Here is a 26,383-nt window from a genome sequence, read left to right as displayed (position 1 = left end):
ATGACGGGTTTGGGCGATGCGGTGGGCACCGTCGATTGGAGCCCTTTGCCGCACTGCGGTACCCTGTGCCGCTTTGCCGCCGCACTAGCGTTTTTATGACCAGCGTCGAACCCAACGTTTACGATCCGCAGCAGGTTGAATCCGCCGCCCAGCAGTATTGGGATGCCACCCGTGCCTTCGAGGTCACCGAGACTTCGGAGAAGCCGAAGTTCTACTGCCTTTCGATGCTGCCGTATCCGTCCGGTGCGCTGCACATGGGCCACGTGCGCAACTACACGATCGGCGACGTGATCAGCCGCTACAAGCGGATGACCGGTCACAACGTGCTGCAGCCGATGGGCTGGGATGCGTTCGGCCTGCCGGCCGAGAACGCGGCGATCAAGAACAAGACCGCGCCGGCCAAGTGGACCTACGCCAACATCGAGCACATGCGGGGCCAGTTCAAGGCCATGGGCTATGCGATCGACTGGTCGCGCGAGTTCGCCACCTGCACGCCCGAGTACTACGTGCACGAGCAGCGCATGTTCACCCGCCTGATGCGCAAGGGCCTGGCCTACCGCCGCAACGCGGTGGTGAACTGGGACCCGATCGACCAGACCGTGCTGGCCAACGAGCAGGTCATCGACGGCCGTGGCTGGCGCTCCGGCGCACTGGTGGAAAAGCGCGAGATCCCGCAGTGGTTCCTGCGCATCACCGATTACGCCCAGGAGCTGCTGGACGGCCTGGACGAACTGCCGGGCTGGCCGGATTCGGTCAAGACCATGCAGCGCAACTGGATCGGCCGCTCGGAAGGGCTGGAGATCCAGTTCGACGTGCGCGATGCCGACGGCAGCACGCTGGACCCGCTGCGCGTGTTCACCACCCGTCCGGACACCGTGATGGGCGTGACCTTCGTGTCCATCGCCGGCGAGCATCCGCTGGCCCAGCACGCGGCGAAGTCCAACCCGGCGCTGGCCGCGCTGCTGGCCGAGATGAAGCAGGGCGGCGTGTCCGAGGCTGAACTGGAAACCCAGGAAAAGCGCGGCATGGACACCGGCCTGCGTGCCATCCATCCGGTCACCGGTGCCCAGGTGCCGGTGTGGGTCGCCAACTTCGTGCTGATGGGCTACGGCACCGGCGCGGTGATGGCCGTCCCCGGCCACGACCAGCGCGACAATGAATTCGCCAACAAGTACGGCCTGCCGATCCGCCAGGTCATCGCGTTGAAGTCGCTGCGCAAGGAAGAAAGCGCGTACGACGCCACCCGCTGGCAGGACTGGTACGGCGACAAGACCCGCGAGACCGAGCTGGTCAACTCCGAAGAGTTCGACGGGCTGGATTTCCAGGGCGCCTTCGAGGCACTGGCCGAGCGTTTCGAGCGCAAGGCCCAGGGCCAGCGTCGCGTCAACTATCGCCTGCGCGACTGGGGCGTGAGCCGCCAGCGCTACTGGGGCTGCCCGATCCCGGTGATCTACTGCCCGAAGTGCGGCGCCCTGCCGGTACCGGAAGAGCAGCTGCCGGTGATCCTGCCGGAGAACGTCAACTTCGTCGGCACCGGTTCGCCGATCAAGGCCGATCCGGAATGGCGCAAGACCACCTGCCCGGACTGCGGCGGCGCGGCCGAGCGCGAGACCGACACCTTCGACACCTTCATGGAGTCGAGCTGGTACTACGCGCGGTACACCTCGCCGGGTGCCCGTGATGCGGTCGACAAGCGCGGCAACTACTGGCTGCCGGTCGATCAGTACATCGGCGGCATCGAGCACGCGATCCTGCACCTGATGTACTTCCGTTTCTTCCACAAGCTGCTGCGTGATGCGCGCATGGTGGACAGCAACGAGCCGGCGCAGAACCTGCTGTGCCAGGGCATGGTGATCGCCGAAACCTACTACCGCCCGAACCCGGACGGCTCCAAGGACTGGATCAACCCGGCCGATGTCGATGTGCAGCGCGACGAGCGCGGCCGCATCGTCGGCGCGACCCTGATCGCCGACGGCCAGCCGGTGGTGATCGGTGGTACCGAGAAGATGTCCAAGTCCAAGAACAACGGCGTGGACCCGCAGGTGATGGTGGGCAAGTACGGCGCCGATACCGTGCGCCTGTTCTCGATGTTCGCCGCGCCGCCGGAACAGTCGCTGGAGTGGAACGAAGCCGGCGTGGACGGCATGGCCCGCTTCCTGCGCCGCCTGTGGGCACAGGTGCAGAAGCACGCCGCCGACGGTGCCGCCCCGGCGCTGGACGTGGCCGCACTGAACGCCGAGCAGAAGGCGCTGCGTCGCAAGACGCATGAAACCATCGGCAAGGTCGGCGACGACTACGGCCGCCGCCACAGCTTCAACACCGCGATCGCCGCGGTGATGGAACTGATGAACGCGCTGGCCAAGTTCGATGACGTCAGCGAGCAGGGCCGTGCGGTCCGCCAGGAAGCGCTGCGTGCCACCGTGCTGCTGCTCAATCCGATCACCCCGCATGCCAGCCACGCGCTGTGGCAGGTGCTGGGCCACGCCGAGGAACTGCTGGAAGACCAGGCGTTCCCGCAGGCCGATCCGGCCGCGCTGGTGCGCGACGCGGTGACGCTGGCGGTGCAGGTCAACGGCAAGCTGCGCGGCACCATCGACGTCGCCGCCGATGCCCCGCGCGACCAGATCGAAGCACTGGGCCTGGCCGAGCCGAACGCAGCCAAGTTCCTGGAAGGTCTGACCGTGCGCAAGATCATCATCGTGCCCGGCAAGATCGTGAACATCGTGGCGGCCCCGCAGGGCTGATCCTGTCGTGCTACCGGGTGCCTGCGCGCCCGGTGGCACGGATCTCCAGGGACCGATACGGGCGGCGCCGCGCGGGCGGTCCGGTATCAAGTCCTGTTCACGCGGCATCCGGCACGATCACTGCTTGTTGCCGCGACCGCCCGGCTCCTACAGACTGTGTCCATGACCCGATTCCTGCTTGCCCTTGTCCTGACCGCAACCCTCGCCGGGTGCGGCTTCCATCTGCGCAACAAGTTGATGCTGCCGGCTGATACCGCGGCGGTGCAGGTGGTCTCCACCGCGCCTTACAGCGAACTGGTCAAGTTGCTGCGCCGTGGCCTGCAGGCCTCCGGGGCGCAGATCGCCGACAGCGACAGCAGCGAGCCGGCGGCCCAGCTGCAGGTGCTGTCCGAGCGTTGGGGCGATCTGCCGATCGCGATCGATGCCCAGGGCCGTGCCCAGGAATACAGCCTGCGCTACGCGGTGATCTTCATCTTCCGCCGCGAAGATGGCAGTGAACTGGTGCCGCAGCAGGTGATCGAACTCTCGCGCGATTATGTGTCGCCGCCGACCGACGCCACCGGTACAACCACCGAGCGCGAAATCCTCGCCGACGAACTGCGTCGCGAGATGTCCGCCTCGATCATGCGCCGCATCGACAGCGTGGTCCGCGCCGAGCTGGAGCACGGTCGTGCCCCGGCCAAGCCGGGTACCGCGCCGGTGGAGACGCCGGTCGAGCTGCCGGCGGCCACCCCGGCCACCCCGACGTCGACGACCCCGACGCCGGCGGTACCCGCCGACGTTCCGCAGGGGCGCTGAGTCCGGTCCGCCTGCGGATCGGCCTGCCCGCATGGAACTTCGCCCCGAACAGCTCGCCAGCCAACCGGCCAGCCAGCCGTTGGCATCGGTCTACCTGATCGCGGGGCCCGAGACGCTGCGCGTGCTTGAAGCGGCCGATGCCGTGCGGGCACGTGCCCGCGCCGATGGCGTCAACGAACGGGAAGTGTTCGATGCCGATGGCCGCGACTTCGACTGGAACCAGCTCGATGCCAGCTTCAACGCGCCCAGCCTGTTCAGTGCGCGTCGCCTGATGGAACTGCGCCTGCCCAGCGGCAAGCCGGGCAAGGAAGGCGCGGAGGTGATCAGCCAGTTCTGCGCCAATCCGGCCCCGGACGTGATCCTGCTCATCACCTGCAACGAATGGAGCAAGGCGCACCAGACCAAGTGGGCCGATGCCGTCGGCCGCGCCGGGGTGATCTCGGTGGCCTGGGCGATCAAGCCGCATGAACTGACCGAGTGGATCGAACGCCGCCTGCGCGGCAAGGGCCTGCGCGCCGATCCACAGGCCGTGCAGCGCCTGGCCGAGCGGGTGGAGGGCAATCTGCTGGCCGCCGCCCAGGAAATCGACAAGCTGGCCCTGCTGGCCGATGGCCAGACCCTGGACGTGGAGACCATGGAGTCGCTGGTGGCCGATGCCGCCCGTTACGACGTGTTCCGCCTGGTCGAAGCGACCTTCTCCGGCCAGCCCGCCGCGGTGCTGCGCATGATCGCCGGCCTGCGTGCCGAAGGCGAAGCCGTGGCCGCGCTGACCCCGATCGTGATCCGCGAACTGCTCTCGACCGCCGGCCTGGCGCGGGTGCAGGCGCGCGGTGGCAACCTGGCCGCGGAAATGAAGAGCCGTGGCATCTGGGAATCGCGGCAGGCGCCCTTCAAGCGCGCGCTGCAGCGTCACCCCGAGGTCAAGCGCTGGGAGCGCTTCGTGGCCGAGGCCGGGCTGGTGGACCGCATCGCCAAGGGGCGCGCCGACGGCGATGCCTGGCTGGCGCTGGAGCGGTTGCTGATCGCCGTGTCCGAAGCCCGTGCCGTGCGCCTGCTCGCCCGGGCCTGAGCCCATGGGGCTGCGCATCTATTACGGCGGGACCTTCGATCCCGTCCATCTGGGCCACCTGGCCATCGCCCGTGCCGCACGCGACCAGCTGCAGGTCGCCGTGCGCCTGCTGCCGGCCGCCGATCCGCCGCACCGCGCCACCCCCGGCGCCGACGCCGCGCAACGCCTGGCGATGCTGGGCCTGGCCATCGGCGACGAGCCCGGCCTGCTGCTCGACCGCCGCGAGCTGGACCGGGCCGCGCGCAGCCCCGGCGTGCCGTCCTATACCGTCGATACGTTGCGCGAGCTGCGCGCCGAGCTGGGGCCGCGCCAACCGATCGCCTGGCTGGTCGGCGCCGACAGCCTGCTCGCCCTGCCCAGCTGGCACGCGTGGACCGCGCTGTTCGATCTGGCGCATTTCATCGTCGCCGACCGCCCCGGCAGCCCCTTGGCCGACACGCCCGACCCGGTCCTGGCACAGGCCCTGGACGGGCGCTGGGCCAGTCACGAGCGCGCGCTGTTCACCGCCCCGGCCGGGCGCCTGCTGCGCCTGCAGGCCCCGCTGCGCGAGGAATCGGCCACCGCCGTGCGGACCCGGATCCAGGCCGGTGGCCCCTGGCAGCAGCTGCTGCCCGAGCCGGTGGCCGGCTATATCCTCGACCACCGCCTGTACGGCGCAACACCGTCGTGAATACGCGCGGGCGCGCTGCCCCGTATAATCGACCCCACATTTATCGAGTTGACCCGCTTTGAGCAACCAAGCCCAGCCCCAGACCATCAAGGTCCAACTGCCCAATCCGGCGCCCTCCGTTCTGCAGCTGCTCGAGTGCGTGCGCGGGGCCACCGAAGAACTGAAGGCGAAGGATCTCGTTGAGATCGACGTCATCGGCCGCTCCAGCGTCGCCGATTACATGGTGATCGCGTCGGGTACCTCCAGCCGTCACGTCAAGTCGATCGCCGACGAAGTGGTGAGGTTCGCCAAGAAGCTGGGTGTGATGCCGCTGGGCGTGGAAGGCGAGCGCGAAGCCGAGTGGGTGCTGGTCGACCTGGGCGACGTGATCGTCCACGTGATGCTGCCGCGCGTGCGCGAGTTCTACGCGCTCGAGCGCCTGTGGACCGTGGGCGACCAGCCGCCGATCGAACTGCTCGACGATGCGGACGACGACTACGACGCGCGCTGATCGCAGCGTGCAGGGTCACGACGACGGCGCCGATGGCGCCGTTGTCTTTTGCGGCGCCGCGTGCGGTGCCTGCCGAGGACAGAGATGAAAGCCAAGTTGATCGCCACCGGCGAACGTGCCCCGTCCTGGGTCGCGCAGGGCTTTGCCGAGTACCAGAAGCGGCTCTCGCACTGGTTGCCGTTCGAGCTGGTCGAGATCGAGCCCGGCCTGCGTGGCAAAGGGCGCGACGCGCGCCGCGCCACCGATGACGAAGGCAAGCGCGTGATCGCGGCGCTGCCGAAGAATGCCTACGTGGTCGCGCTCGATGTGCCGGGACGCCCGCTCAGTTCCGAACAGCTGGCGCAGCGCCTGGAGCATTGGCGCGGGCAGGGCAGGGACCTGGCCTTCCTGATCGGCGGGCCGGAAGGCCATTCCGCCGAGGTGTCGGCGATGGCCGACGAGAAATGGTCGATCGGGCCGCTGACCCTGCCGCACATGCTGGTGCGCCTGGTGGTCGCCGAGCAGCTGTACCGCGCCGCGGCGATGCTGGCCAACCATCCGTATCACCGCGCGTGAAATAGTTGTCGCCAGATGGGTTACATCCCGCGAAAAACGGGCTACAATGCGCACCCCGCCCGAATAGCTCAGCCGGTTAGAGCACTTGACTGTTAATCAGGGGGTCGTTGGTTCGAGTCCAACTTCGGGCGCCAAGATTTGAAAAAAGCCTCGCAGCGATGCGGGGCTTTTTTTTGTCCGCGATCCGCGCGGCACGCATGACCGGCCAACAAAAAGCCCGGGCACTGCCCGGGCTCCTTGTTCCCCAAATGCGGCTACCTCATTCGAAGGTGTACTTGGCACCGACGGTGAAGTAACGGCCGATCGCGCCGCTGAAGTGCAGCGGGTTGTAGTTCACGCCACCGTAGGTGGTCGGATCCAGCGGAGCGATGCGGTCGAACAGGTTCTGCACCGACGCGTTCAACTCGAAGGCCTCGGTGATGTTCCAGCGACCGGAGAGGTCGAAGGTGGTGAACGAGGAGATCTTGGTGACGTCGGTACCGTCGGCGTAGGAGAACTGGTATTCGCCGTCCGGACCGCGGAAGTCGGTGTTCTCCATCTTGGAGATGTAGTTGGCCACGCCGCTGACGCTCCACGGGCCCTGCTTCCAGGTGGTGCCGAAGTTGATGCGGTCCTTCGGCGTGCCGATGCAGTTGGTGACGTCGCAGTTGCCGTGGGTACCGGCGTAGTCGACGGTCACGTCCGAATCGGTGCGCTCGAACTTGAGCACGTGGCTCCACTGCAGGTCCATTTCCAGCTGGCCCGGACCGATGTCGAAGGTCTGGCGGATGTCGGTATCGATACCGCGCACGCGGGTCGATGCGGCATTGATGTACGCGGTGTTGACCGCCAGGATGGTGCCGGTACCGGGAATGCCGTTGATCAGGTCGCTGTCACGCAGCACGTTGCCTGCTGCGATCGCGTCGGCGGTGGAGCCCTGCGCGATTTCATTGGTGCGTTTGATCTGCCACGCATCGACGGTCATCGAGGTGCTGGAGGTGGGCTGCAGCACCACGCCGAACGAGTAGCTCTTGGATTCCTCCGGCTTCAGGTCGGGATTGGGGCGGGTGATGATCGCCACCGGTCGCGAACTGCAGTTGGTCCCGTTCGGCTGCAGGTCGCAGCGAAGTGCATCGCGGGCATTGGAGAAGGCGGCCAGGCCACCGTCACCATTCTCGGCCGGGTTCGGTGCACGGAAGCCTTCGGCATAGCTGCCGCGGACCGCGATCCAGTCGGCCGGCGTCCACTTCACACCGAGCTTCGGCGTTGCCTTGCCTTCACCACTTTCATATTTGTCGTAGCGGACCGCGCCGGACAGCTCCAACTGCTCCAGTACCGGGGCGGACAGTTCGACATATCCGGCATACACATTCTGCGTGCCGTCGTAGGCCGAGTAGCCCAAGCCGATGATCTGGCCCTGATCGGTGAACGTCTGCGGAGTCAGGCTGTTGCTGGTCTTGCGCCATTCGGTACCCAGCGCCAAGCCCAGCGGGCCGCCCTTGAGGTCGGCCAGGCTGCGCGACACGGTGAAGTCGAACATGTCCAGGCTGGATTTGGCGCGTGCGCTGATGTCCGGCGAGATGTAGTCATACAGTGCCTGTGAGTTCAGGCCTGCGTTGTCGCCGATGCGCCACACACCTGCCGGGCAGGCCGGGTTGCCGAGCACGCAACGAACCGCGTCGTAATTCAGGAAGCCGGTGCGCTTGTTGACCAGATCGGTGCCCGAATGCAGGTAGGCGGTGTCGTAGCTCCACTCGCCCCAATTGCCCTTGACCCCGACCAGGAAGCGGTTGAACTCGTTGGTGTTCTCGGTCACGCGCGGACCCACGTCCCAGGCCGAATAGCGCAGGCGCGAGGCCTGGCCCGGGATCGGGTTGTCCGGATGGGTCGGGCTGAGGACGGTGGCGCCGGGGCCGCTGTTGGCGTTGACCGGGCCCTCGGGATAGCCCCAGCCACCGGACACGCCGGAAGGTGTGTTACTGAAGGTGGTTTCCTTCTTCGAGTAGCCGATCTCGGTGTAGATCTCACCGCCCTCGCCGAAGGCGAAGCTGGCGCGGCCGAACACGTTGACGTACTTCTCTTCCGGGGTCAGGTCACGGTACAGCTGCGCGGGATCCCAGAGGCAGCCCTGCTGCTGCGCGGTGACATCGTTCTGGCCGGGGATGGTGGTCAGGCCAGCACACCCCGGCAGCGCAACGAGGAAGGCGGGATTGTCATCGGTCACGGCACGGTCGTCGAACACCGAGCCGTTCGGCCCTACGCCACCGCTGGTGCCGCCATTGAGGAAGGCACCGCCCAGGAACTGCGCATTGTTGCCATAGCCGTAGCGACGGATGTCACCGGTGCCGATCCACTTGCGGTCCTTGCGGTCGCTGATCTTGATCGCGTCGGTCTTGCCCACGTCCAGGCTGAAGAACGCATTCCAGCCGTCGGTGGCCAGATCGCCGGTACCGGCGGTCAGGGTGGCCTTCTTGGCATCGCCGTCGCTGTCGCCGGACAGGCCGTAGGAGGCGCGCAGGATGGCGCCGTTGAAGTCGCTGCGCAGGATGATGTTGACCACGCCGGCGATGGCGTCCGAACCGTAGATCGCAGAAGCGCCGTCCTTGAGGACTTCAATGCGCTCGACCGCATCCAGCGGAATGGTGCTCAGGTCGGTGAAGACTTTCTGGCCGTCATCGGCCAGGCCGTAGGTCGCCATGCGGCGGCCGTTCAACAGGACCAGCGTGGAGCCGGCGCCCAGGCCGCGCAGCGAGATGCCCGCGCCGCCGCCGGCAAAGCCGTTGCCGAAGGTCTTGGGAATGGAGCCCGAGCCGTCCGCGGTCAGGGTCTGCAGGTACTCGGCGACCGTGGTCTTGCCGGTGCGGTCGATTTCCTGGCGGGTGACCACCTGGACGGGGGAGGGGGTTTCGGTATTGGTGCGGGGGATGTTCGACCCGGTGACGGTGATCCGGTCAAGGTTGGTCGCCTGCTCCTGCGCGAACGCGGAGGACGACGCCATGGCGCCCACCAGCAGCAGCGCGCCGCCGGCAAGGATCGTGGAAATGGAATTGGCCAGGCTGGTGCGGCGGCTGTCGTCGCGGCGTTGGATCGGGTGTTTCACAGCTTCTCTCCTGACTGGGAAAACCTAGATGTCAATAAGTCGACACCAGAACGGTGGCAACGGCGCCAATCTAGGTTTCCGGCAGGTGACGCAAGTGTGAAAAATTGCTTAATTCGCGAAAGAGCGTGTGATGACCCTGGATGAATGGGGAGAGCCCATTGCAGGCTCTCCCCGGCACATTCAACGCGGCAACGTGAATTCCACCGGGACCAGGCCATCGGCCTCGACGACCTGGCCATTGACGGTGGCGGGCACGAAGCGCCAGCGGCGCAGGACCTGCTGGCGCGCGGCCTGGTCGAGCACGCGCGAGCCGCTGCTCTTCTCGATGTCGACCGCCAGCGGACGGCCATCGGTACCGACCCGGATGCGCAGCACCACCGTGCCCTGTTGGCCGAGGCGGATCGCGGTGATCGGATACGGCGGCGGCGGGGCGCTGCGGTACTGGAGCTGGGCCCCCTGCGCCGGTGCGGCCGGGCCAGGCGCTGGCGCCAGCAACGGCGGTGACGCCTCGCTGGCCGGTAGCGGGGACACCGCCAGCGCGTCATCGACGGCGGCAGTGGGCGTCGGCAGGGGCGCCGGCGGTCGCTGCGTGTTCACCGGTGCCGTCGGAACCTTCGGCGGTGCCGGATCGGCATGGATCGGTCTCGGCGGTTGCGGAGGCGGCGGCAGCACCCAGCTCACCCGCATGCGCTCGCGCGGGGCCGTGATCAGCGGCTGTGCGGCAGGAATCAACAACAGCATCAGGGCCAGCGCATGGACCGCGATGGCAGTGCTCCACCCGAGCACGCGGGACGCTTCGATGTGCAGCGGGACAACCGGGGACGGGGTACGGACCATGCTCCACTCTCCTTGCCAGATGTGCGGAAACACCAACGTGCCTGCGCGGCGGATGGGGTCGGGCGGGGCCGCGCAATGACAGCAATACCCGAGCCCGGCACGGGCCGGAAGTCAGGGGCAGGGTGGGGAGTTGGCTGGCAGTCAGAATCGGACCGCGCACAGCATGACGGCGCCCCGCGGGCGCCGTCATGGAAAACGGGTGGCCGCGCGGATCAGCGGCCCAGATCGAACACCACGTCCAGGTTGACCGACACGGTGGATTCGCCCGGCGAAACCGGCGTCGACACATCGGCCGCCATCGGCGCCGCCTGGGCACGCATCATCACCGGACGGAAGTTGCCGCCACCGCTCTCGGAGATGCTCACGATCCGGCGCACGCGCAGGCCCAACGATTTGGCGTACGTCTCTGCGCGGGCCTGGGCCTTCTTCAGCGCGGCGAGGCGGGCCTCGTCATAGACCGGTTCGGGCTGGTCGATCTCGAACTGCGGGCCGTTGATCTGGTTGGCGCCCTGGGCGGCCAGCGCGTCGAGCACTTTGCCCAGCTTGGCGATGTCGCGCACCTTCAGGCTGACCGTGTTGCTGGCCTGGTAACCGGTGATCTTCGGCGCTTCGTTGTCGGCGTAACGGTACTGCGGGCTCAGGTTGACGCCGCTGGTCTGCACATCACGCTCGGCGATGCCGGCCGCCTTGATCGCGGCCAGTACCTTGGTCATCTGCTCGGCGTTCTGGCGCATGGCGGTGTTGCCGTCCACGGCCTGGGTGACCACACCGGCCGAGAGCGTGGCCACGTCCGGCACGCGCCGGGCCTCGGCGTTGGCCGAGATGTTGAGCAGGGTGCCGTCGGCCGGCACGGCGATGGTGGGCTGGGACTGGGCGTGGGCGGTCATCGAAGCTCCCAGGGCAAGGGACAGGGCGAGCAGCAACGGGGACAGGGACGGGCGGCGCATGTACATCTCCTTGTGAAGGCGTTGAGGTTGGTGTCGGGGCGATGAACGCGTCGTGAGGTTTGATGGGGTCGATCACGATTCAAGCGTGTTGCTCGCGATTCAGACAGTAGGCTCAGGTTATGCTTCCTCGATGCTTTATCTCGCCTCTCGATCCCCCCGACGAAACGAACTGCTTGCGCGCCTGGACCGACCGTTCCAGGTGCTCGACCTTCACGTGCCCGAAGTCCGTGCCGCCGACGAGTCGGCCGCCGACTACGTGCAGCGCGTCGCCGCCGACAAGGCGCGCGCCGGGCTGGCGCTGGTCACGCACGACCCGGACGCGGTGGTGCTGGGCTCGGACACCGAGGTGGTGCTGGACGGGCGCGTGTTCGGCAAGCCGGCCGATGCCGCCGACGCCTGCGCGATGCTGCGCACCCTGGCCGGGCGCACCCACCAGGTGATGACCGCCGTGGCGCTGGTCGCCGCGGGCCGGGAGCAGGGCGTGCTGGTGGTCTCGGAGGTGACGTTCGCGGCGATCGATGAGGATCGGATCGCGGCCTACGTGGCCAGCGGCGAGCCGATGGACAAGGCCGGCGCCTATGCGATCCAGGGCGGCGCCGAACGATACATCCGCCATCTGGCGGGAAGCTATTCGGGTGTGATGGGTTTGCCCCTGCAACAGACCGAGCAGTTGCTGCAGACGTTTGAACTGAAGGGAGTCGCCCATGTCTGAAGAAATCCTGGTCAATGTCACCCCGCGGGAAACCCGCGTCGCCGTCATCGAAAACGGCATGCTGCAGGAACTGCATATCGAACGCGGCTGGCGCCGTGGCGTGGTCGGCAACATCTACAAGGGCAAGGTGCAGCGGGTGATGCCGGGCATGCAGGCGGCCTTCGTCGAAGTCGGGCTGGAGCGCGCGGCGTTCCTGCACGCCAACGATGTGATCCGGCCGGCCCCGGTGGCCAGCCCCGATACCGAAGGCACGACCCTGCCGCCGCCGTCCTCGGTGCCGATCGTGGAGCTGCTGCGCGACGGCCAGGACATCGTGGTGCAGGTGGTCAAGGACCCGATCGGGACCAAGGGCGCCCGCCTGACCACCCAGATCAGCATTCCCTCGCGCTACATGGTGCTGCTGCCGCAGTCCAAGGTGGTCGGCGTGTCGGCCCGGATCGAGGACGAGACCGAGCGCGCGCGCCTGAAGACGCTGGTGACCGAGCTGTCGGCCCAGCACGGCGGCTATGGCTACATCGTGCGCACCAATGCCGAAGGCCAGCCGGCCGAGGCGATCGCCGAGGACGTGGCCTATCTGTCGCGCGTCTGGAACGTGGTGGAGCGCCGTGGCCGCGATGCCGCCCCGCTCAGCGTGATCTATGAAGACCTCAGCCTGCCGCTGCGCTCGGTGCGCGACCTGATCCGCAAGGACGTGGACAAGGTCAAGGTCGATTCCAAGGAGACCTTCAACCAGCTGCAGGCGTTCGTGGCCAAGTACATGCCGGTGCTGGCCGAGAAGATCGAGCTGTACAGCGGCGATCGCCCGATCTTCGACATGTTCGGGGTGGAGGACGAGATCGGCCGCGCGCTGGACAAGCAGGTGCCGCTGAAGTCCGGTGGCTACCTGGTCATCGACCAGACCGAGGCGATGACCACGATCGATGTGAACACGGGTTCCTTCCTGGGCCAGCGCAACCTCGAAGAGACGGTGTTCCGCACCAATCTGGAGGCCGCGCAGGCGGTCGCGCGCCAGCTGCGGCTGCGCAACCTGGGCGGCATCATCATCATCGACTTCATCGACATGGACGATGCCGAACACCGCCGCCAGGTGCTGCGCACGCTGGAGAAGGCGCTGGCCCGCGACCATGCCAAGACCACCGTCTACGATTTCTCGCCGCTCGGCCTGGTCGAGATGACCCGCAAGCGCACCGTGGAAAGCCTGGAGCGCCAGCTGTCCGAGCCGTGCCCGGAGTGCAGCGGGCGTGGCTCGATCAAGACCGCGGAAACGGTGACTTACGAAATCTTCCGCGAGATCACCCGGGCGGTGCGCCAGTTCGATGCGGCGCGCCTGCTGGTGATCGCCTCCTCCAAGGTGGTGGCGCGCATCACCGACGAGGAATCCTCGGCGGTGGCCGAACTGGAGGAGTTCCTGGGCAAGAGCATCCGCTTCCAGGCGGACGAGCAGTACCTGCAGGAGCAGTTCGATGTCGTGCTGCTCTGATCGCGGCCGGTCCGGCATTCCCACGTTCCGATGAGCACACCGCTCCGCCTGCGCCTGCGCCGGATTCGCCGCCATGCCGTGTATGCGGTGGCGATCCTGCTCGTGGGCGTGGCCCTGCTGGTCGGCACTGCCAGCCAGCTGCTGCCCCTGGCCGAGCGTCACCCGGACAAGGTGGCGGCGTGGTTGAGTGCGCGCGCCGGGCAGCCGGTGCGTTTCGACGCGCTGGATACCGCCTGGACCCGGCGCGGTCCGCTGCTGCAGCTCAAGGGGCTGCGCATCGGTGAAGGCCAGGGCCTGCGCATCGGCGAGGCGGAAGTACTGGTGTCCATGTATGCCGGCCTGCTGCCGGGGCACTCGCTGACCGAGCTGCGCCTGCGCGGCCTTGCACTGGTACTGCAGCGTGCCGACGACGGCCGCTGGTCGGTGCAGGGCCTCCCGCAGTCCACCGCGGGCGACCCGCTGGACACCCTGCGCCGGCTGGGCGAGCTGCAGGTGATCGGGGGCCGGCTGAGGGTGGATGCGCCCTCGCTGGGCGTCAACGCGACGCTGCCGCGGATCGACCTGCGCCTGCGCGTCAACGGCCAGCGCCTGCGCGTCGGCGCACGTGCCTGGGCCAACCCGGCCGCGCAGCCGCTGACGGCGGTGCTGGACTTCGACCGCAAGCGCGGAGACGGGCAGGCGTGGCTCTCGGCCGACCCGGCCGATTTCCGTGCGTGGTCCTCGCTGCTGCAGTTCGGTGGCATCGGACTGCAACAGGGCACCGGCGAGTTCAATGCATGGGTGGACCTGCGCGATCATCGGGTGGTGATGGTCACCACCGACGCGGACCTGCAGAACGTACAGGTGCGTGGCGTGAAGCTGGCGGACGGCACGCATCCGCAGCTCGCGCTGCAGACGCTGGAGCTGCGCGCGCGCTGGCGCTGGGTGCAGGGCGGCTGGCGCGCGGATGCACCGCGCCTGCGGATCGGCCTGGAGGGCAGCACCCAGCAGCTGGATGGCCTGCTGCTGGCCGGCGGCCAGCACTTCGCGCTGTCCGGCGACAACATCGATGCCACCGCGTTGCTGCGCGGGCTGGCACTGACCGACCGGATCGACCCGGGCCTGCGCGAGTGGCTGCATGAGGCCGCACCGCAGGTGCGCATGACCCGCGTGCGGATGGCGGGCGAGCAGGGCGGCGCGCTGTCGATCGAGGGCGACCTGGAGGACATCCGCTTCGCCGCGGTCGGCCATTCGCCCGGACTCAGCGGCGTGGGCGGACGCTTCAACGGCGATGCCGACGGCTTCACGCTGGATCTGCAGCCGCAACGGGTGATGCATTTCGATTGGCCGAGCGGGTTCGGCGAGCGCCACGACGTGCGCCTGGGCGGCCAGCTGGTCGGCTGGCGTGACGAGGCCGGCGGCTGGCGGATCGGCACGGCGGCGCTGCGCGTGCAGGGCACCGACTACGCCGCCGACGTGCGCGGCGGCATCTGGTTCCAGAACAACGGCACCCGCCCGTGGCTGGAACTGGCGGCCAAGATCGACGATGTGCCGATGACCGCCGCCAAGCGTTTCTGGATCCATTCCAAGATGAGCAGGGCCGCCACCGACTGGCTGGATGCCGCGCTGGTCTCCGGGCAGGTCCGCGGCGGCGTGGGCCTGGTCACCGGCGATCTGGAAGACTGGCCGTTCGACAAAAACAATGGCCGCTTCGAAGCGACCGGGCACATTGACGCCGGCAGCATCCGTTTCCAGCACGACTGGCCGACGATGGACAAGGTGGACGCGGACATCGCTTTCATCGGCCCGGGCTTCGAGCTGCATGGCAAAGGCGATCTGGCCGGCGTGGCGGTGGACCACTTCGATGCCGGCATTCCGGATTTCGGCGTGACCGCGCTGTACGTCAAGGCGGCCAGCCGCAGCGATGCCGGTGCACTGCTGGCCATGCTCAAGCAGAGCCCGCTGCAGGCCACCTACGGCGAGACGCTGGACAACCTCACCGCGAAGGGGCCCGCAGCGGTCACCTTCGACCTGCTGCAGCCGCTGCACCATGTTGAAGGCAGCGGTCACCTGCAGGGCACGGTCGATCTGGATGGCGCGACCCTCGCCGAGAAACGCTTCGATCTTCTGTTCGAGAACATGCGCGGCACCGCCCGCTATGGCCATGGTGGCTTCGATGCGGAGCACCTGGCCGTGCGCCACCAGGGCCAGGACGGGCTGCTCAGCCTGCGCGCCGGCGAATTCGTGCGCGATCCGCAGCAGGCGTTTGAATCCGAACTCACCGCCTCGCTGGAGGCCGGTGCGCTGCTCGACCGCGCGCCGGAACTGAACTGGCTCAAGCCTTACATCCAGGGCACCTCGCGCTGGACCATCGGGGTGACCCTGCCCAAGGTCGCGGCCGGCAGCAAGGTCGAGCCGCCGACCGTGCTCAAGCTGCATTCGGATCTGGTCGGCACCACGCTGGAACTGCCCGCACCGCTGGACAAGCCCGCTGCTACACCGCTGGCGACGGACGTCACCGCGCAGCTGCCGATGGGCAGCGGCCGGGTCGATGTCGCGTTCGGGCAGAGGCTGGCCTTGGCTGCGCGCACACGTGACAACCAGACCGGCGTGCAGGTCACCCTGGGCAGCGACCATGTGGATCGCGATCCGCCGGCCAGCGGGCTGGTGGTGAATGGTCGCAGCGGCTCACTGGATGCGCTGGAGTGGATCGGCCTGGCGCGCTCGCCCGAGGGCGGCGATGACAAGGACCCGATGCCGCTGCGGCATGTGGATGTGCAGGTGGGCCAGCTGCTGCTGGCCGGCGGTGTCTTCCCGCAGACCCGGCTGCAGCTGCGTCCGACCGGCAACAGCGTGGACGTGCGCATGGACGGCCCGTCGCTGGCCGGCACCCTGAGCGTCCCCAATGCCGAGGGCGGCACCATCGTCGGCAAGCTCAGCCGCGTGCACTGGCAATCGCTGCCCACGCCGGTGAAAGCGCCGAGCGACGGCGCGCCGATCCTGCTGCCGCCGGACGTGACGCTGCCGGCACGGGTCCAGGCCAGTGCCAACGACACCAACCCGGCCAAGGTGCCGCCGCTGTCGCTGGACATCGACGACCTGCAGTTCGGCAAGGCCAAACTGGGCCAGGCGGTGCTGCGCACCCGCCCGATGGCCAACGGCCTGAGCGTGGACCAGCTGCAGTTCCGCGCGCCCAAGCAGGAGATCGACGTCAGCGGGCGTTGGATGGGCATGGGCGAGACCGCGCGCAGCCAGTTCAACGTGCAGGTCAACAGCGAGGACCTGGGCGGGCTGATGCAGAACCTCGATTACGGGGGCCAGCTGCGGGGTGGCCAGGGCCAGCTGACCATGACCGCCGGCTGGCAGGGCGGCCCGTCGGACTTCCAGCTCGGCGCGCTGCAGGGCCAGCTCGACGTGCAGGCCCGCAACGGCCAGCTGCTGGAACTGGAACCCGGCGCCGGGCGCGTGCTTGGCCTGCTCAGCGTGACCCAGCTGCCGCGCCGGCTCATGTTCGATTTCCGCGATTTCTTCTCCAAGGGCTTCGCCTTCAACCAGGTCGAGGGCCGCGTGGCCTTCAGCGACGGCATGGCCACCACCGACAAGGTGCTGATCGAAGGCCCGGCGGCCAACATCACCATCCGTGGCCAGACCGACCTGCGCCAGCAGCGCTTCGACCAGACCATCGACGTCAACCCGCGCGCGGGCAACCTGCTCACCGTGGTCGGTGCGGTTGCCGGCGGCCCGGTCGGCGCGGCGGTGGGCGCGGCGGCCAATGCGGTGCTGTCCAAGCCGCTGGGCGAGATCGGTGCCAAAACCTACCGCGTGACCGGCCCCTGGGCCGAACCCAAGGTCGACGTGATCGACCGCGACGCAGCGCCCAAGCCGGCCCCGGCCGCACCGCCGGCACGCTGACCCCTTTCCCGCGCCCGGGTTGCGATCGCGCCCGACGCCCATAGATCAAAGAGCATGAACAACAACGCACTTTCGCTGGCCACCGACCGTCTGCTGCTGCCCGCCGGGCTGGATGCGAACGGTCTGGAACGCACGTTCGGCACCCTGCTGGGGCCGGGCATCGACTTCGGGGATCTCTATTTCCAGCACGCCCGCCGCGAGAGCTGGAGCGTGGAGGACGGCATCGTCAAGGACGGTGCGCATTCGATCGAGCAGGGCGTGGGCGTACGCGCCATCGCCGGTGAGAAGACCGGCTTCGCCTACTCCGACGACATCCACAGCGACGCGCTGCTGGCCGCGGCCCACTCGGCCCGCGCCATCTCCCGCGAGGGCGGGGCGCAGTCGGCCCGCTCGCTGGTGCGCGGCAGTGGCCGCGCGCTGTACCCGGCGCTGGACCCCATCGACGGTATGGGCAACGAGGCCAAGGTCGAGATGCTCAAGCGCCTGGACCGCTACCTGCGCGCCGCGGACCCGCGCGTGCAGCAGGTGATGGTCAGCCTCTCCGGTGGCGTGGACACGGTGCTGATCGCGCGCAGCGATGGCGTGCTCGCGGCCGATGTCCGCCCGCTGGTGCGGTTGAACGTGCAGGTGATCGTCGAGCAGCACGGCCGTCGCGAGTCCGGCTACTCCGGTGGCGGCGGTCGTTACAGCTATGAAGAACTGTTCGCCGACGGGCGCCCGGAGGGCTTCGCGCGCGAGGCGCTGCGCCAGGCGCTGGTGAACCTGGAGGCGATCCCGGCCCCGGCCGGGGTGATGACCGTGGTACTCGGCCCGGGCTGGCCCGGCGTGCTGCTGCACGAAGCGGTCGGCCACGGCCTGGAAGGCGACTTCAACCGCAAGGGCACCAGCGTCTATGCCGGCCGGATCGGCGAGCGCGTGGCCGCACCGGGCGTGACCATCGTCGACGACGGCACCCTGGACGGTCGTCGCGGCTCGTTGAACATCGATGACGAGGGCCACCCGACCCAGTGCACCACGCTGATCGAGGACGGCATCCTGGTCGGCTACATGCAGGATTCGCTCAATGCGCGCCTGATGGGCGTGGCGCCGACCGGCAACGGCCGTCGCGAGTCGTTCGCGCACATGACCATGCCGCGCATGACCAACACCTACATGCGCGCCGGCCAGCACGATCCCGAAGAAATGATCCGCTCGGTCAAGCGTGGCCTGTACGCGGTCAACTTCGGGGGTGGCCAGGTCGACATCACCAGCGGCAAGTACGTGTTCTCGGCCACCGAGGCCTACCTGATCGAGGATGGCAGAATCACCGCGCCGGTGAAGGGCGCCACCCTGATCGGCAACGGCCCGGAGACCATGCAGAAGGTGCGCATGATCGGCAACGACCTGGCCCTGGACGAGGGCGTGGGCATCTGCGGCAAGGATGGCCAGAGCGTACCGGTCGGTGTGGGCCAGCCGTCGCTGCTGATCGATGGCATCACCGTGGGCGGCACCCAGGCCTGAGCCGGATGCGTACGCCCGTGCTGACCGATCACGCGGCCGCCAGCAGGGTGCTGGCGCCGCCGCGTGAGCGCCGGGACTCAGTCCTCGGCGTTCTCGTCGCTGTCGCTGTCCGTGTCGGCCACGTCGTCCAGATCGTCCTCGGACGCGGCGTTCACGCCTTCCAGACCCAGCGCGGCGGGCAGCAGCAGCGTACGCAGCACCTGGAAGATCTCACGGTAGGCGCGCGGCGGCTTGTTCTTGGCCTTTTCGGCCTGGGCGTTGCGCACCAGCGTGCGCAGCTCCTGGCGGTCGGCATGCGGGTACTCGTCCAGCAGGGCGCCCAGCGCCTTGTCGCCGTCCTTGAGCAGGCGCTCGCGCCAGTCTTCGACGCGGTGCATGGTCGCCACTTCCCGGCGCGAGGTCTCGCTGTTGGCGTCGAGCGCGTCGCGGATCGCATCCAGCACGGCGTCGTCTTCGCGGCGCATGTGCTTGGCCAGGAACGCCAGCTGGCGCTTGTGGGCGATATGCGCGGTGATGCGCTTGGCCTCGGCGATGTGCGGCAGCAGATCTTCGGGCACCGGCAGGCGCGCCAGCTGGGCCGGGGTCAGCGAGACCAGCTTCTCGCCCAGGGCCAGCACGTCCAGCGCAGCCCGGCGGTTCTGGCTGCGGCTGATATCAAGGAATTCACCGGTTTCTTCGTCGCGTCCGCGCATCGTCTTATTTCCACATCCGTAAACTGTGCCGGCGTCGCGCCGGGCACTCACCTGTACAGGATAAAGCATTGAACGTGATCTCCCCTGAAGTCTCCCCGGCCGACGACAGCCTGCAGCGCCTGGAGCAGCTGGCCGACATCTCCCAGCGCCTGCTGGAGCGGGCCAAGGCCCTGGGCGCCACCCAGGCCGAGGTCAGCTGCAGCGATGAGCGCGGTCTGGATGTGAACGTGCGCCTGGGCGAGGTCGAAACGGTCGAATCCACCCGCGACCGCGGCATTGCCGTGACCGTCTACTTCGGCCAGCGCAAGGGCAGTGCCAGCACCGCCGACCTGCGCGAGAGCAGCCTGGAGTCGACCGTGGCCCAGGCCTGCGCGATTGCCCGCCACACCGAGGACGACGAGGCGGCCGGCCTGGCCGAGGCGGCGCTGATGGCCCGCGAGTTCCCGGACCTGGACGGCTGGCACCCGTGGGAGCTCAGCGCCGATGCGGCGCTGGACCTGGCACTGGCCTGCGAAGCGGCCGGCCGCGAGGCCGACGCCCGGATCAGCAACTCCGACGGCGCCTCGGCCGCGACCGCGCAGAGTCTCTCCGTGTATGCGAACTCGCATGGCTTCATCGGCCGCGAGCGCAGCAGCCATCACTCGATCGGCTGCGCGCTGATCGCCGGGCAGGGCGATGGCATGCAGCGCGACGGCTGGTACAGCAGCGCGCTGGCCCGCGAGGATCTGGACGATGCGGCCTCGATCGGCCGCCGGGCCGCCGAGCGCACGGTCGCCCGGCTGGACCCGCGCTCGATGGCCACCGCGCAGATGCCGGTGCTGTATTCGCCGGAGGTGGCCCGCTCGCTGATCGGCCATCTGCTCGGCGCGGTCTCCGGTGGCGCGCTGTACCGCCGCGCCAGCTTCCTGCTCGACAGCGTCGGCACCCGCCTGTTCCCGGACTGGTTCGGTATCGAGGAGCTGCCGCTGCTGCGCCGTGGGCTGCGCTCGGCCGCCTTCGATGGCGATGGCGTGGCCACCCGCAACTCCTCCCTGATCCGCGACGGCATCCTGGAGCGTTACATCCTGGGCAGCTATTCGGCGCGCAAGCTCGGCCTGCCGACCACCGGCAACGCCGGCGGCGTGCACAACCTCAAGGTCCGCGCCAATGCGGGCGACCTGGTCTCGATCGCCCGCCAGATGGGCAACGGCCTGCTGGTCACCGAGCTGATGGGGCAGGGCGTCAACAGCGTGACCGGTGACTACTCGCGAGGCGCCGGCGGCTTCCGCGTGGAGAACGGCGAGATCACCTACCCGGTGGACGGCATCACCATCGCCGGCAACCTCAAGGACATGTTCGCCAGCATCGAGGCGGTGGGTACGGACATCGACACGCGCTCGCACGTGCATACCGGCTCCATCCTTGTAGGACGAATGACCGTTGCCGGTAACGATTGACGTATTCTATGGAGGCTGCCCTGGCAGGCGGGGAGCCTGCCGCGTGCACTACCCATTACCTCGAACAAGGAGTTTCACGTGAGCGATTTCGATACCGTCACCCCGCCGCCTGTCGGTGCCCCGGCCCCGGCCGACCAGCGCACCATGGCCCTGGTGGCGCACCTGCTGGGCATCTTCACCTGGTTCATCGGCCCGCTGATCATCTGGATGATCAACAAGGACGACAGCAGCAAGGGCTTCGTCATCGACCAGGCCAAGGAAGCGCTGAACTTCCAGATCACCATCACCATCGCGATGCTGATCTGCATCGTGCTGATGATCGTCATCATCGGCGGCCTGTTGGCCCCGCTGGTCGGCCTGCTGAACCTCGTGTTCTGCATCATCGCCGCAGTGAAGGCCAACAACGGTGAGTACTACCGCTATCCGTTCACCCTGCGCCTGATCAAGTAATCGATCCGCAGCGCTGGAACGAAAAACGCCCGGGATTCCCGGGCGTTTTTTTTATGTCTCGGCGTTGTAGAGCCACGCCACGCGTGGCTGCCCTCACGATCGATCAATGATCCCGCTCGACCGCCAGCTTCGCCAGCGCCCGCAGTGCATCCGCCGCGTCGCCATACCCGGCCAGACCGTCGAACATCTGCTCGCTCAGCGTGCGCAGATGCGCCTTGGCACCGTCCATGCCCAGCAGCGCCGGGAAGGTCGACTTGGCCTGCGCCTCGTCCTTGCCGGCGGTCTTGCCGAGCTGTTCGGAACTGGCCTCGACATCGAGGATGTCGTCACGCACCTGGAAGGCCAGGCCCAGCGACGCGGCAACGGTATCCAGCGTCGCCAGATCGGCGTCAGCTGCCTCGCCACACAGCGCGCCCATGCGAACCGCCGCGCGGATCAGCGCGCCGGTCTTGAGCGCATGCATGCGTTCCAGATCCTGCAACGGCTGCTGATGGCCGGTGGCATCGATATCCAGCGCCTGGCCGCCGCACATGCCGGCCGCGCCGGAGGCGTGCGCCAGGGTCTGCAGGCAGGCCACGCGCAGCGCGGCCGGCTGGGCCGCATCGGCGATCAGGCCGAACGCACGGGTCTGCAATGCATCACCGGCGAGGATGGCGGTGGCCTCATCGAAGGCGATGTGCGTGGTCGGTCGGCCGCGACGCAATGCGTCGTCGTCCATCGCCGGCAGATCGTCGTGCACCAGCGAATAGGCGTGGATCAGTTCCACCGCCATCGCAGGGGCGTCCAGCGTGCTTTCATCCGCACCGAAGATCCGGCCGCTCGCATACACCAGCAGCGGCCGCATGCGCTTGCCGCCACCGAGCACCGCATAGCGCATCGCCTGGTGCAGGCCACGCGGGGCATCGGTCGGGGAGGGCAGGCTGGCGTCTAGATGATGTTCGATCCGGTCGCGCCAACGCGCGAACGTGGCCTCAACCGTCATGGCCGGGCGGGTCGAACGGGACGGCGGTGTCGGGCTGGGCCGGATCGCTGAGCAGGCGCACGCGCAGTTCGGCCTGTTCCAGCGCCTGCTGGCACTGGCGGTACAGACCGACACCACGTTCGTAGGCGCTGAGCGATTGTTCCAGGCTCATTTCGCCGGTTTCCATCTTCTCCACCAGCTGCTCCAGCTCTTCCAGCGACTGCTCGAAGTGGGCGACCGGGGAGGTTTCATTGGGGGACTTCTTTGCCATGCGCCAAGTGTGGGCCGCCGGCCCGGCGGGGTCAATTCACGCCGCGCCCGGCGTCCACTGCAACTGCGCATGATGGGCGTGCAGCCACGGCTGCAGGGCGGCACCGATCACGCGGTCGCCGGCCGCCAGCAGCGTGTCTTCATCGAACAGCAACGGCAGCTGGCGGCGTTGCCACGGCGGCAGGCCCTGCTGCTGCAGGAGGTCTTTGAGGGCGTGCGAATGCGCGCGCCCGGGCAGCTGGATGCGCTCGCCGCCACGCCGCGCACGGATCTGCACCGGCGTATCGAAGCCATCGACTGCACCGATCAGGCGCAGCTCACCGCCATCGGGCAGGGCCAGCGGCACGCGCCCATCCCAGTGCACGCTCCAGTCGGCCGGCAGCGCCAGGCTGGCCGAGAGCAGGTGCAGTTGCCCGCGCCAGCGACGGATGCGGGCACCCTGCCAGGCGAACTGCGCATCGGCATGGTGCGCGGCCGGCAGCAGCTCGCGTTCGACCGCCTCGACGCCCGCGGCCGGCAGCGGTGGCAGGCCGCTGCCACGCACCCAGTGCCGCAGCAGGCGCGCACGCCGTTCGACCGGCTGCCGCATCAGGCGCGCGCAGTCGATCACGCCGGGGCCCACGCTGCAGCGTTCCAGCGCGTCGCGGTCGGCACTGTCGAGCAGATGCTGGGATTGCGCGCACAACGCCGCGCTGCGCGCGAAGGCCGCGTCCGCCTGCGGCCAGCGCTGGCGCAGTTGGGGCAGCACGTGCAGGCGCAGGAAGTTGCGGTCGGCGTCGTCGCTGGCATTGCTGGGGTCTTCGATCCAGTCCAGCCCTTCGGCCTGCGCATGCGCGCGCAGGCTGCCGCGCGGAACCTCCAGCAAGGGCCGCCACACGGTGCCGGCGCCGAACGCGCTGGTCACCTGCATGGAGGCCAATCCATCCACGCCGGAGCCGCGCAGCGCCCGCAGCAGGAAGGTCTCGGCCTGGTCATCGCGATGATGGGCCAGCGCCAGCTGTTCGCCGGGCAGCAGCTGCGACGCGAAGGCGTCGCGCCGCGCATGCCGCGCGGCCGCTTCCAGCCCCTGTCCCCGGTTGCGCGGTACCTGCACGCGGATCACCCGCAGCGGGATGTTCCAGCGGGCGCAGACCTGCGTGCAGTGCACGGTCCAGGCATCGGCCTGGGCCTGCAGGCCGTGATGGATATGTACGGCGCGCAGGCCAGCCGTGCGTTGCGCCGGCGAGGTGGCCAGCCAATGCAGCAGCACGGTGGAATCCAGCCCACCGCTGAAGCCCACCAGGACTGGATGGACGACAGAGGGCGGTGACGGAAGCAGGGAAGTCATGGGGAAAGCAGCCTCAGGCAGACCGGCAGTATCGGCGCTGCGTGGTGGCGATGCCACGCGGAGCCTTCATGGCGTCTCTGCGTCCATTGCCGAGCGGCCCTGGCGGTCGATGCGATACCAGGTGCCGCCGACCATGGCGGTATGGCCGTGATCATCCGGCGTCCCCTTCCGGCAGCCCTCGCAGACGCGGGCCACGCCGTCTTCGAAGGCCCAGCCGAAATCGAACGTGGCCGGGAAGGCCTGACGCAGCTCGGTATCGAAGTAGCCGATGCGCGCGCCGACGCGGCCGCGCACCAACCCTTCCACCACATAGTCCGGGCCGTTGTCGAAAGTGATCACCGGCAGCTGCCGGCCATCGGCGCGGACATAATGGAATCCGCCGCCCGCATGGACCGCCGCCAACCCGTCCTGATCGTAGGACAGCGAGGCCAACGCCTTGGGCGCGAGCGCAAGACGGCCGTCGGCCCACTGGCACCCGGCCAAGGGTTGCAGGCCGTCTTCCTCGGTGAGCGCGGTGCACCCGGTGTCGGCGCCCCAGGCGATGCCGGAGGCGAACAGGCCGGCCACCAGCAGCAGGGACCGCTCATGGCGGCCCCTGTGCGTTGCGTTGCGGAGAGGCAGACGCATTACTTCGTATCGCCTGCCTGGCGCTCGAACGCGGTCGGCTTGGGCAGCTCCACCGGCACGCCCTTGGCGTCGCAGGTGCCGGCCTCGCACAGGCGCTGGCGCAGGCGCGGGGTGGCCTGCACGATCATGTGGTAGATCGCGTTCTGCTCCATCGTGCCGCGCACCGCCTTGCTGCCCGGGCCACGTGCCCAGATGCCCACGTCTTCGCCGCCATGGGATTCGCTCTTGGCCGGCACCAGCGCTTCCTGCATGTAATCGGGATGCTCGGTATCCACTGCGGTGAGGTCAGGCCGGCCGGTGGTCGGATCGAAGCTGCTCGGGTTGTGCGGATATCGCTTCGGCCCGATCGGCTGCTGGTTGGTGGCACCGGTGTAGCCCGGGCCGTTGGCGTAGGTCAGCGTCGTGTAAGGCAGGCCCAGGCCATCGCGGGCCAGCTCCAGCTTGCCGGCGCCGTCTTCGCCCCCCTTGTCCTTCACCTTGCCGAGGATCGGATTGCCACGCGCCGGATAGCCGACGAAGTTCAGCGTGTGCGAGTGGTCGGCGGTGACGATGATCAGGGTTTCCTGGTCCGAGGTCGCCTCGACCGCGGCACGCACCGCATCGGACAGCGCCACCGTGTCGGTCAGGGCGCGGTAGGCATTGCCGCTGTGATTGGCGTGGTCGATGCGCGCGCCTTCCACCATCAGCACATAGCCTTCCTGGTGGCGCGACAGGTTGGCGATCGCCGCCTTGGTCAGCTCGGCCAGACTCGGCTCACCGGCCGGATCCTCCTTGCGCTCGGCCTCGTAACGCATGTGGTCCGGCTCGAACAGGCCGAGGATCGCCGGTGCGTTCGCGGCGGCCTGCAGCTGCGTGGCGTTCCAGACATACGCACCCTGCGGGTGGGCCTGCTGCCACTCGGTCACCAGGCTGCGCCCATCCAGGCGCTGGCCGACCTTGTCGTCGTATTCCGGATCGCGTTCTTCCACGGTGGTGAACTCGCCGCGGCCGCCGCCGAGGGCGACCAGCGGGCCGCGCCCGAAGCGCGCGGTCGACAGCAGCTGCTGGGCGATATCGCGGCAGCCGGCAGCCTTGGCCTCCTCGGGCACGTCGGTATCGTTTTCCCAGTTGCGCTCCGGGGAGTGCGCATAGGTCGCTGCCGGGGTGGCATGGGTCAGGCGCGCGGTGGAGACCACGCCGGTCGCCATGCCGGCGCTGTCGGCCAGCTGCAGCCAGGTCAACAGCCCCTTGTCCAGGCTGTCGGCGCAGTCATTGCGGGTGCCTGCGCTCACGCCGATGGCGCCCATGTGGGTCTTCACGCCGGTGGTGATCGCCGTCATCGTGCCCGCCGAATCCGGCGTCTGCGAATCGGTGTTGTAGGTCTTGCTGAACGCCGTGGCCGGGAAGCGCTCCCAGGACAGGAGGTTTTCCTCGCCCGGGTGGCCGTTGCGCTGGCCCTCGAAGATGCGCGCCGCCGCCACTGTGGTCAGGCTCATCCCATCCCCCAGGAACAGGATGACGTTCCTGGCCTTGCCGTCCATCGCCCCGGTACTGGCCGCACGTGCCGCTCCGCTGCGGTACCACCACTGCGGGGTCTCCCCGGCGGGGTGGGCAATGGCCGGCACATCGACCTGGACCGCGCCGGCAGAGGCGCTGGAGGAGGGAGCGGTACTGGCGCAGGCGCCGAGCAGCAGGGTGGTGACGGCGGCCACCAGAGGCGTGAAACGGGACATGGACAGGAAAATCTCACATGTGAAACGGGCGTTCATTATGCAGAACGCCGCAAGGCACGCCGATGACACGCTGATTTTCCGTGCGCGCCTCGTTCCAGGGCCCCGCTTGGGCTAAGGTGCCTAGCTGTCAAATTAC

The 26,383-nt window shown here is 68.4% G+C and carries 21 protein-coding genes and 1 tRNA gene; 13 read left to right on the top strand and 9 right to left on the bottom strand.

Annotated elements, in window-relative coordinates; translation table 11 throughout:
* The first annotated feature begins 95 nt into the window (after positions 1-95).
* The 7 genes from leuS (at position 96) to ABE424_RS08885 (ending at position 6,460) form a co-directional block, all read left to right on the top strand.
* Entirely contained in the window at positions 96-2,744 is a 2,649-nt protein-coding gene (gene leuS, locus ABE424_RS08915; protein ID WP_346492460.1) for a leucine--tRNA ligase, read from the top strand.
* Between the two features lie 162 nt (positions 2,745-2,906).
* Entirely contained in the window at positions 2,907-3,542 is a 636-nt protein-coding gene (lptE, locus tag ABE424_RS08910) for an LPS assembly lipoprotein LptE (protein WP_346491878.1), read from the top strand.
* 31 nt (positions 3,543-3,573) lie between these two features.
* Positions 3,574-4,611, top strand: coding sequence for a DNA polymerase III subunit delta (holA, locus tag ABE424_RS08905; RefSeq protein ID WP_346491879.1), 1,038 nt, complete (start codon positions 3,574-3,576; stop codon positions 4,609-4,611).
* 4 nt (positions 4,612-4,615) lie between these two features.
* On the top strand, positions 4,616-5,281 hold the full coding sequence (gene nadD / locus ABE424_RS08900; RefSeq protein ID WP_346491880.1) for a nicotinate-nucleotide adenylyltransferase: 666 nt from the start codon (positions 4,616-4,618) through the stop codon (positions 5,279-5,281).
* 58 nt (positions 5,282-5,339) lie between these two features.
* On the top strand, positions 5,340-5,771 hold the full coding sequence (rsfS, locus tag ABE424_RS08895; protein WP_179458296.1) for a ribosome silencing factor: 432 nt from the start codon (positions 5,340-5,342) through the stop codon (positions 5,769-5,771).
* An 84-nt stretch (positions 5,772-5,855) separates the two neighbouring features.
* Positions 5,856-6,326, top strand: a complete 471-nt coding sequence (gene rlmH / locus ABE424_RS08890) for a 23S rRNA (pseudouridine(1915)-N(3))-methyltransferase RlmH (protein ID WP_088434465.1) — start codon at positions 5,856-5,858, stop codon at positions 6,324-6,326.
* A gap of 57 nt (positions 6,327-6,383) precedes the next feature.
* Positions 6,384-6,460: transfer RNA gene (locus ABE424_RS08885), tRNA-Asn, on the top strand.
* Positions 6,461-6,585: 125 nt separating this feature from the next.
* On the opposite strand, the gene ABE424_RS08880 is transcribed toward ABE424_RS08885, so the two are convergent.
* The 3 genes from ABE424_RS08880 to ABE424_RS08870 form a co-directional block, all read right to left on the bottom strand.
* Positions 6,586-9,405 (bottom strand): TonB-dependent receptor, encoded by a 2,820-nt coding sequence (locus ABE424_RS08880; RefSeq protein WP_346491881.1) that lies wholly within the window; start codon positions 9,403-9,405, stop codon positions 6,586-6,588.
* 180 nt (positions 9,406-9,585) lie between these two features.
* Complete coding sequence (locus tag ABE424_RS08875) at positions 9,586-10,242, bottom strand: energy transducer TonB (protein ID WP_346491882.1); 657 nt, start codon at positions 10,240-10,242, stop codon at positions 9,586-9,588.
* Between the two features lie 212 nt (positions 10,243-10,454).
* Positions 10,455-11,189 (bottom strand): SIMPL domain-containing protein, encoded by a 735-nt coding sequence (locus ABE424_RS08870; RefSeq protein ID WP_319210914.1) that lies wholly within the window; start codon positions 11,187-11,189, stop codon positions 10,455-10,457.
* Between the two features lie 130 nt (positions 11,190-11,319).
* Between ABE424_RS08870 and ABE424_RS08865 the strand changes: the two genes are divergently transcribed.
* The 4 genes from ABE424_RS08865 to tldD are packed head-to-tail and all read left to right on the top strand — an operon-like array spanning position 11,320 to position 18,772.
* The gene (locus ABE424_RS08865) at positions 11,320-11,901 is read left to right on the top strand and encodes a Maf-like protein (RefSeq protein WP_346491942.1); all 582 of its coding nucleotides are present in this window, start codon (positions 11,320-11,322) and stop codon (positions 11,899-11,901) included.
* A complete protein-coding gene (rng, locus tag ABE424_RS08860; RefSeq protein ID WP_176989244.1) occupies positions 11,894-13,381 on the top strand; it encodes a ribonuclease G in 1,488 nt (495 codons plus the stop codon). Before ABE424_RS08865 ends, rng begins: the two co-directional genes overlap by 8 nt.
* Before the next feature lie 30 nt (positions 13,382-13,411).
* The gene (locus ABE424_RS08855) at positions 13,412-17,272 is read left to right on the top strand and encodes a YhdP family protein (protein ID WP_346491883.1); all 3,861 of its coding nucleotides are present in this window, start codon (positions 13,412-13,414) and stop codon (positions 17,270-17,272) included.
* 54 nt (positions 17,273-17,326) lie between these two features.
* Positions 17,327-18,772: a metalloprotease TldD gene (gene tldD, locus ABE424_RS08850; protein ID WP_346491884.1), complete on the top strand. Its 1,446-nt coding sequence runs from the start codon at positions 17,327-17,329 to the stop codon at positions 18,770-18,772.
* Positions 18,773-18,849: 77 nt separating this feature from the next.
* Here tldD and yjgA read toward each other — a convergent pair whose 3' ends face one another.
* Complete coding sequence (yjgA, locus tag ABE424_RS08845; RefSeq protein WP_346478727.1) at positions 18,850-19,464, bottom strand: ribosome biogenesis factor YjgA; 615 nt, start codon at positions 19,462-19,464, stop codon at positions 18,850-18,852.
* A 68-nt stretch (positions 19,465-19,532) separates the two neighbouring features.
* On the opposite strand from yjgA, the gene pmbA reads away from it, so the two are divergent.
* Positions 19,533-20,900 (top strand): metalloprotease PmbA, encoded by a 1,368-nt coding sequence (gene pmbA / locus ABE424_RS08840; protein ID WP_346491885.1) that lies wholly within the window; start codon positions 19,533-19,535, stop codon positions 20,898-20,900.
* A 78-nt stretch (positions 20,901-20,978) separates the two neighbouring features.
* Positions 20,979-21,350, top strand: coding sequence for a DUF4870 domain-containing protein (locus tag ABE424_RS08835; RefSeq protein WP_346478729.1), 372 nt, complete (start codon positions 20,979-20,981; stop codon positions 21,348-21,350).
* Positions 21,351-21,453: 103 nt separating this feature from the next.
* Here the strand turns inward: ABE424_RS08835 and ABE424_RS08830 are convergent, their stop codons facing one another.
* The 5 genes from ABE424_RS08830 to ABE424_RS08810 all read right to left on the bottom strand — a co-directional run bounded on the left by ABE424_RS08830 (position 21,454) and on the right by ABE424_RS08810 (position 26,247).
* Positions 21,454-22,332 (bottom strand): farnesyl diphosphate synthase, encoded by an 879-nt coding sequence (locus tag ABE424_RS08830; protein WP_346491886.1) that lies wholly within the window; start codon positions 22,330-22,332, stop codon positions 21,454-21,456.
* Entirely contained in the window at positions 22,322-22,582 is a 261-nt protein-coding gene (locus tag ABE424_RS08825) for an exodeoxyribonuclease VII small subunit (protein ID WP_176989251.1), read from the bottom strand. The genes ABE424_RS08830 and ABE424_RS08825 overlap by 11 nt, the downstream gene beginning before the upstream one ends.
* Positions 22,583-22,618: 36 nt before the next feature.
* The gene (tilS, locus tag ABE424_RS08820; RefSeq protein ID WP_346491887.1) at positions 22,619-23,908 is read right to left on the bottom strand and encodes a tRNA lysidine(34) synthetase TilS; all 1,290 of its coding nucleotides are present in this window, start codon (positions 23,906-23,908) and stop codon (positions 22,619-22,621) included.
* 66 nt (positions 23,909-23,974) lie between these two features.
* Positions 23,975-24,535 (bottom strand): WG repeat-containing protein, encoded by a 561-nt coding sequence (locus tag ABE424_RS08815; protein ID WP_346491888.1) that lies wholly within the window; start codon positions 24,533-24,535, stop codon positions 23,975-23,977.
* Positions 24,535-26,247, bottom strand: a complete 1,713-nt coding sequence (locus ABE424_RS08810) for an alkaline phosphatase (protein ID WP_346491889.1) — start codon at positions 26,245-26,247, stop codon at positions 24,535-24,537. Before ABE424_RS08810 ends, ABE424_RS08815 begins: the two co-directional genes overlap by 1 nt.
* Between the last annotated feature and the right edge of the window lie 136 nt (positions 26,248-26,383).

Origin of the sequence: Stenotrophomonas sp. TWI1149, from assembly GCF_039673155.1 — a bacterium.
Taxonomy (GTDB): Bacteria; Pseudomonadota; Gammaproteobacteria; order Xanthomonadales; family Xanthomonadaceae; genus Stenotrophomonas; species Stenotrophomonas maltophilia_AA.
Note: the sequence above shows the minus strand (reverse complement) of the source record. Positions and strands in the feature narration are given on the sequence as shown.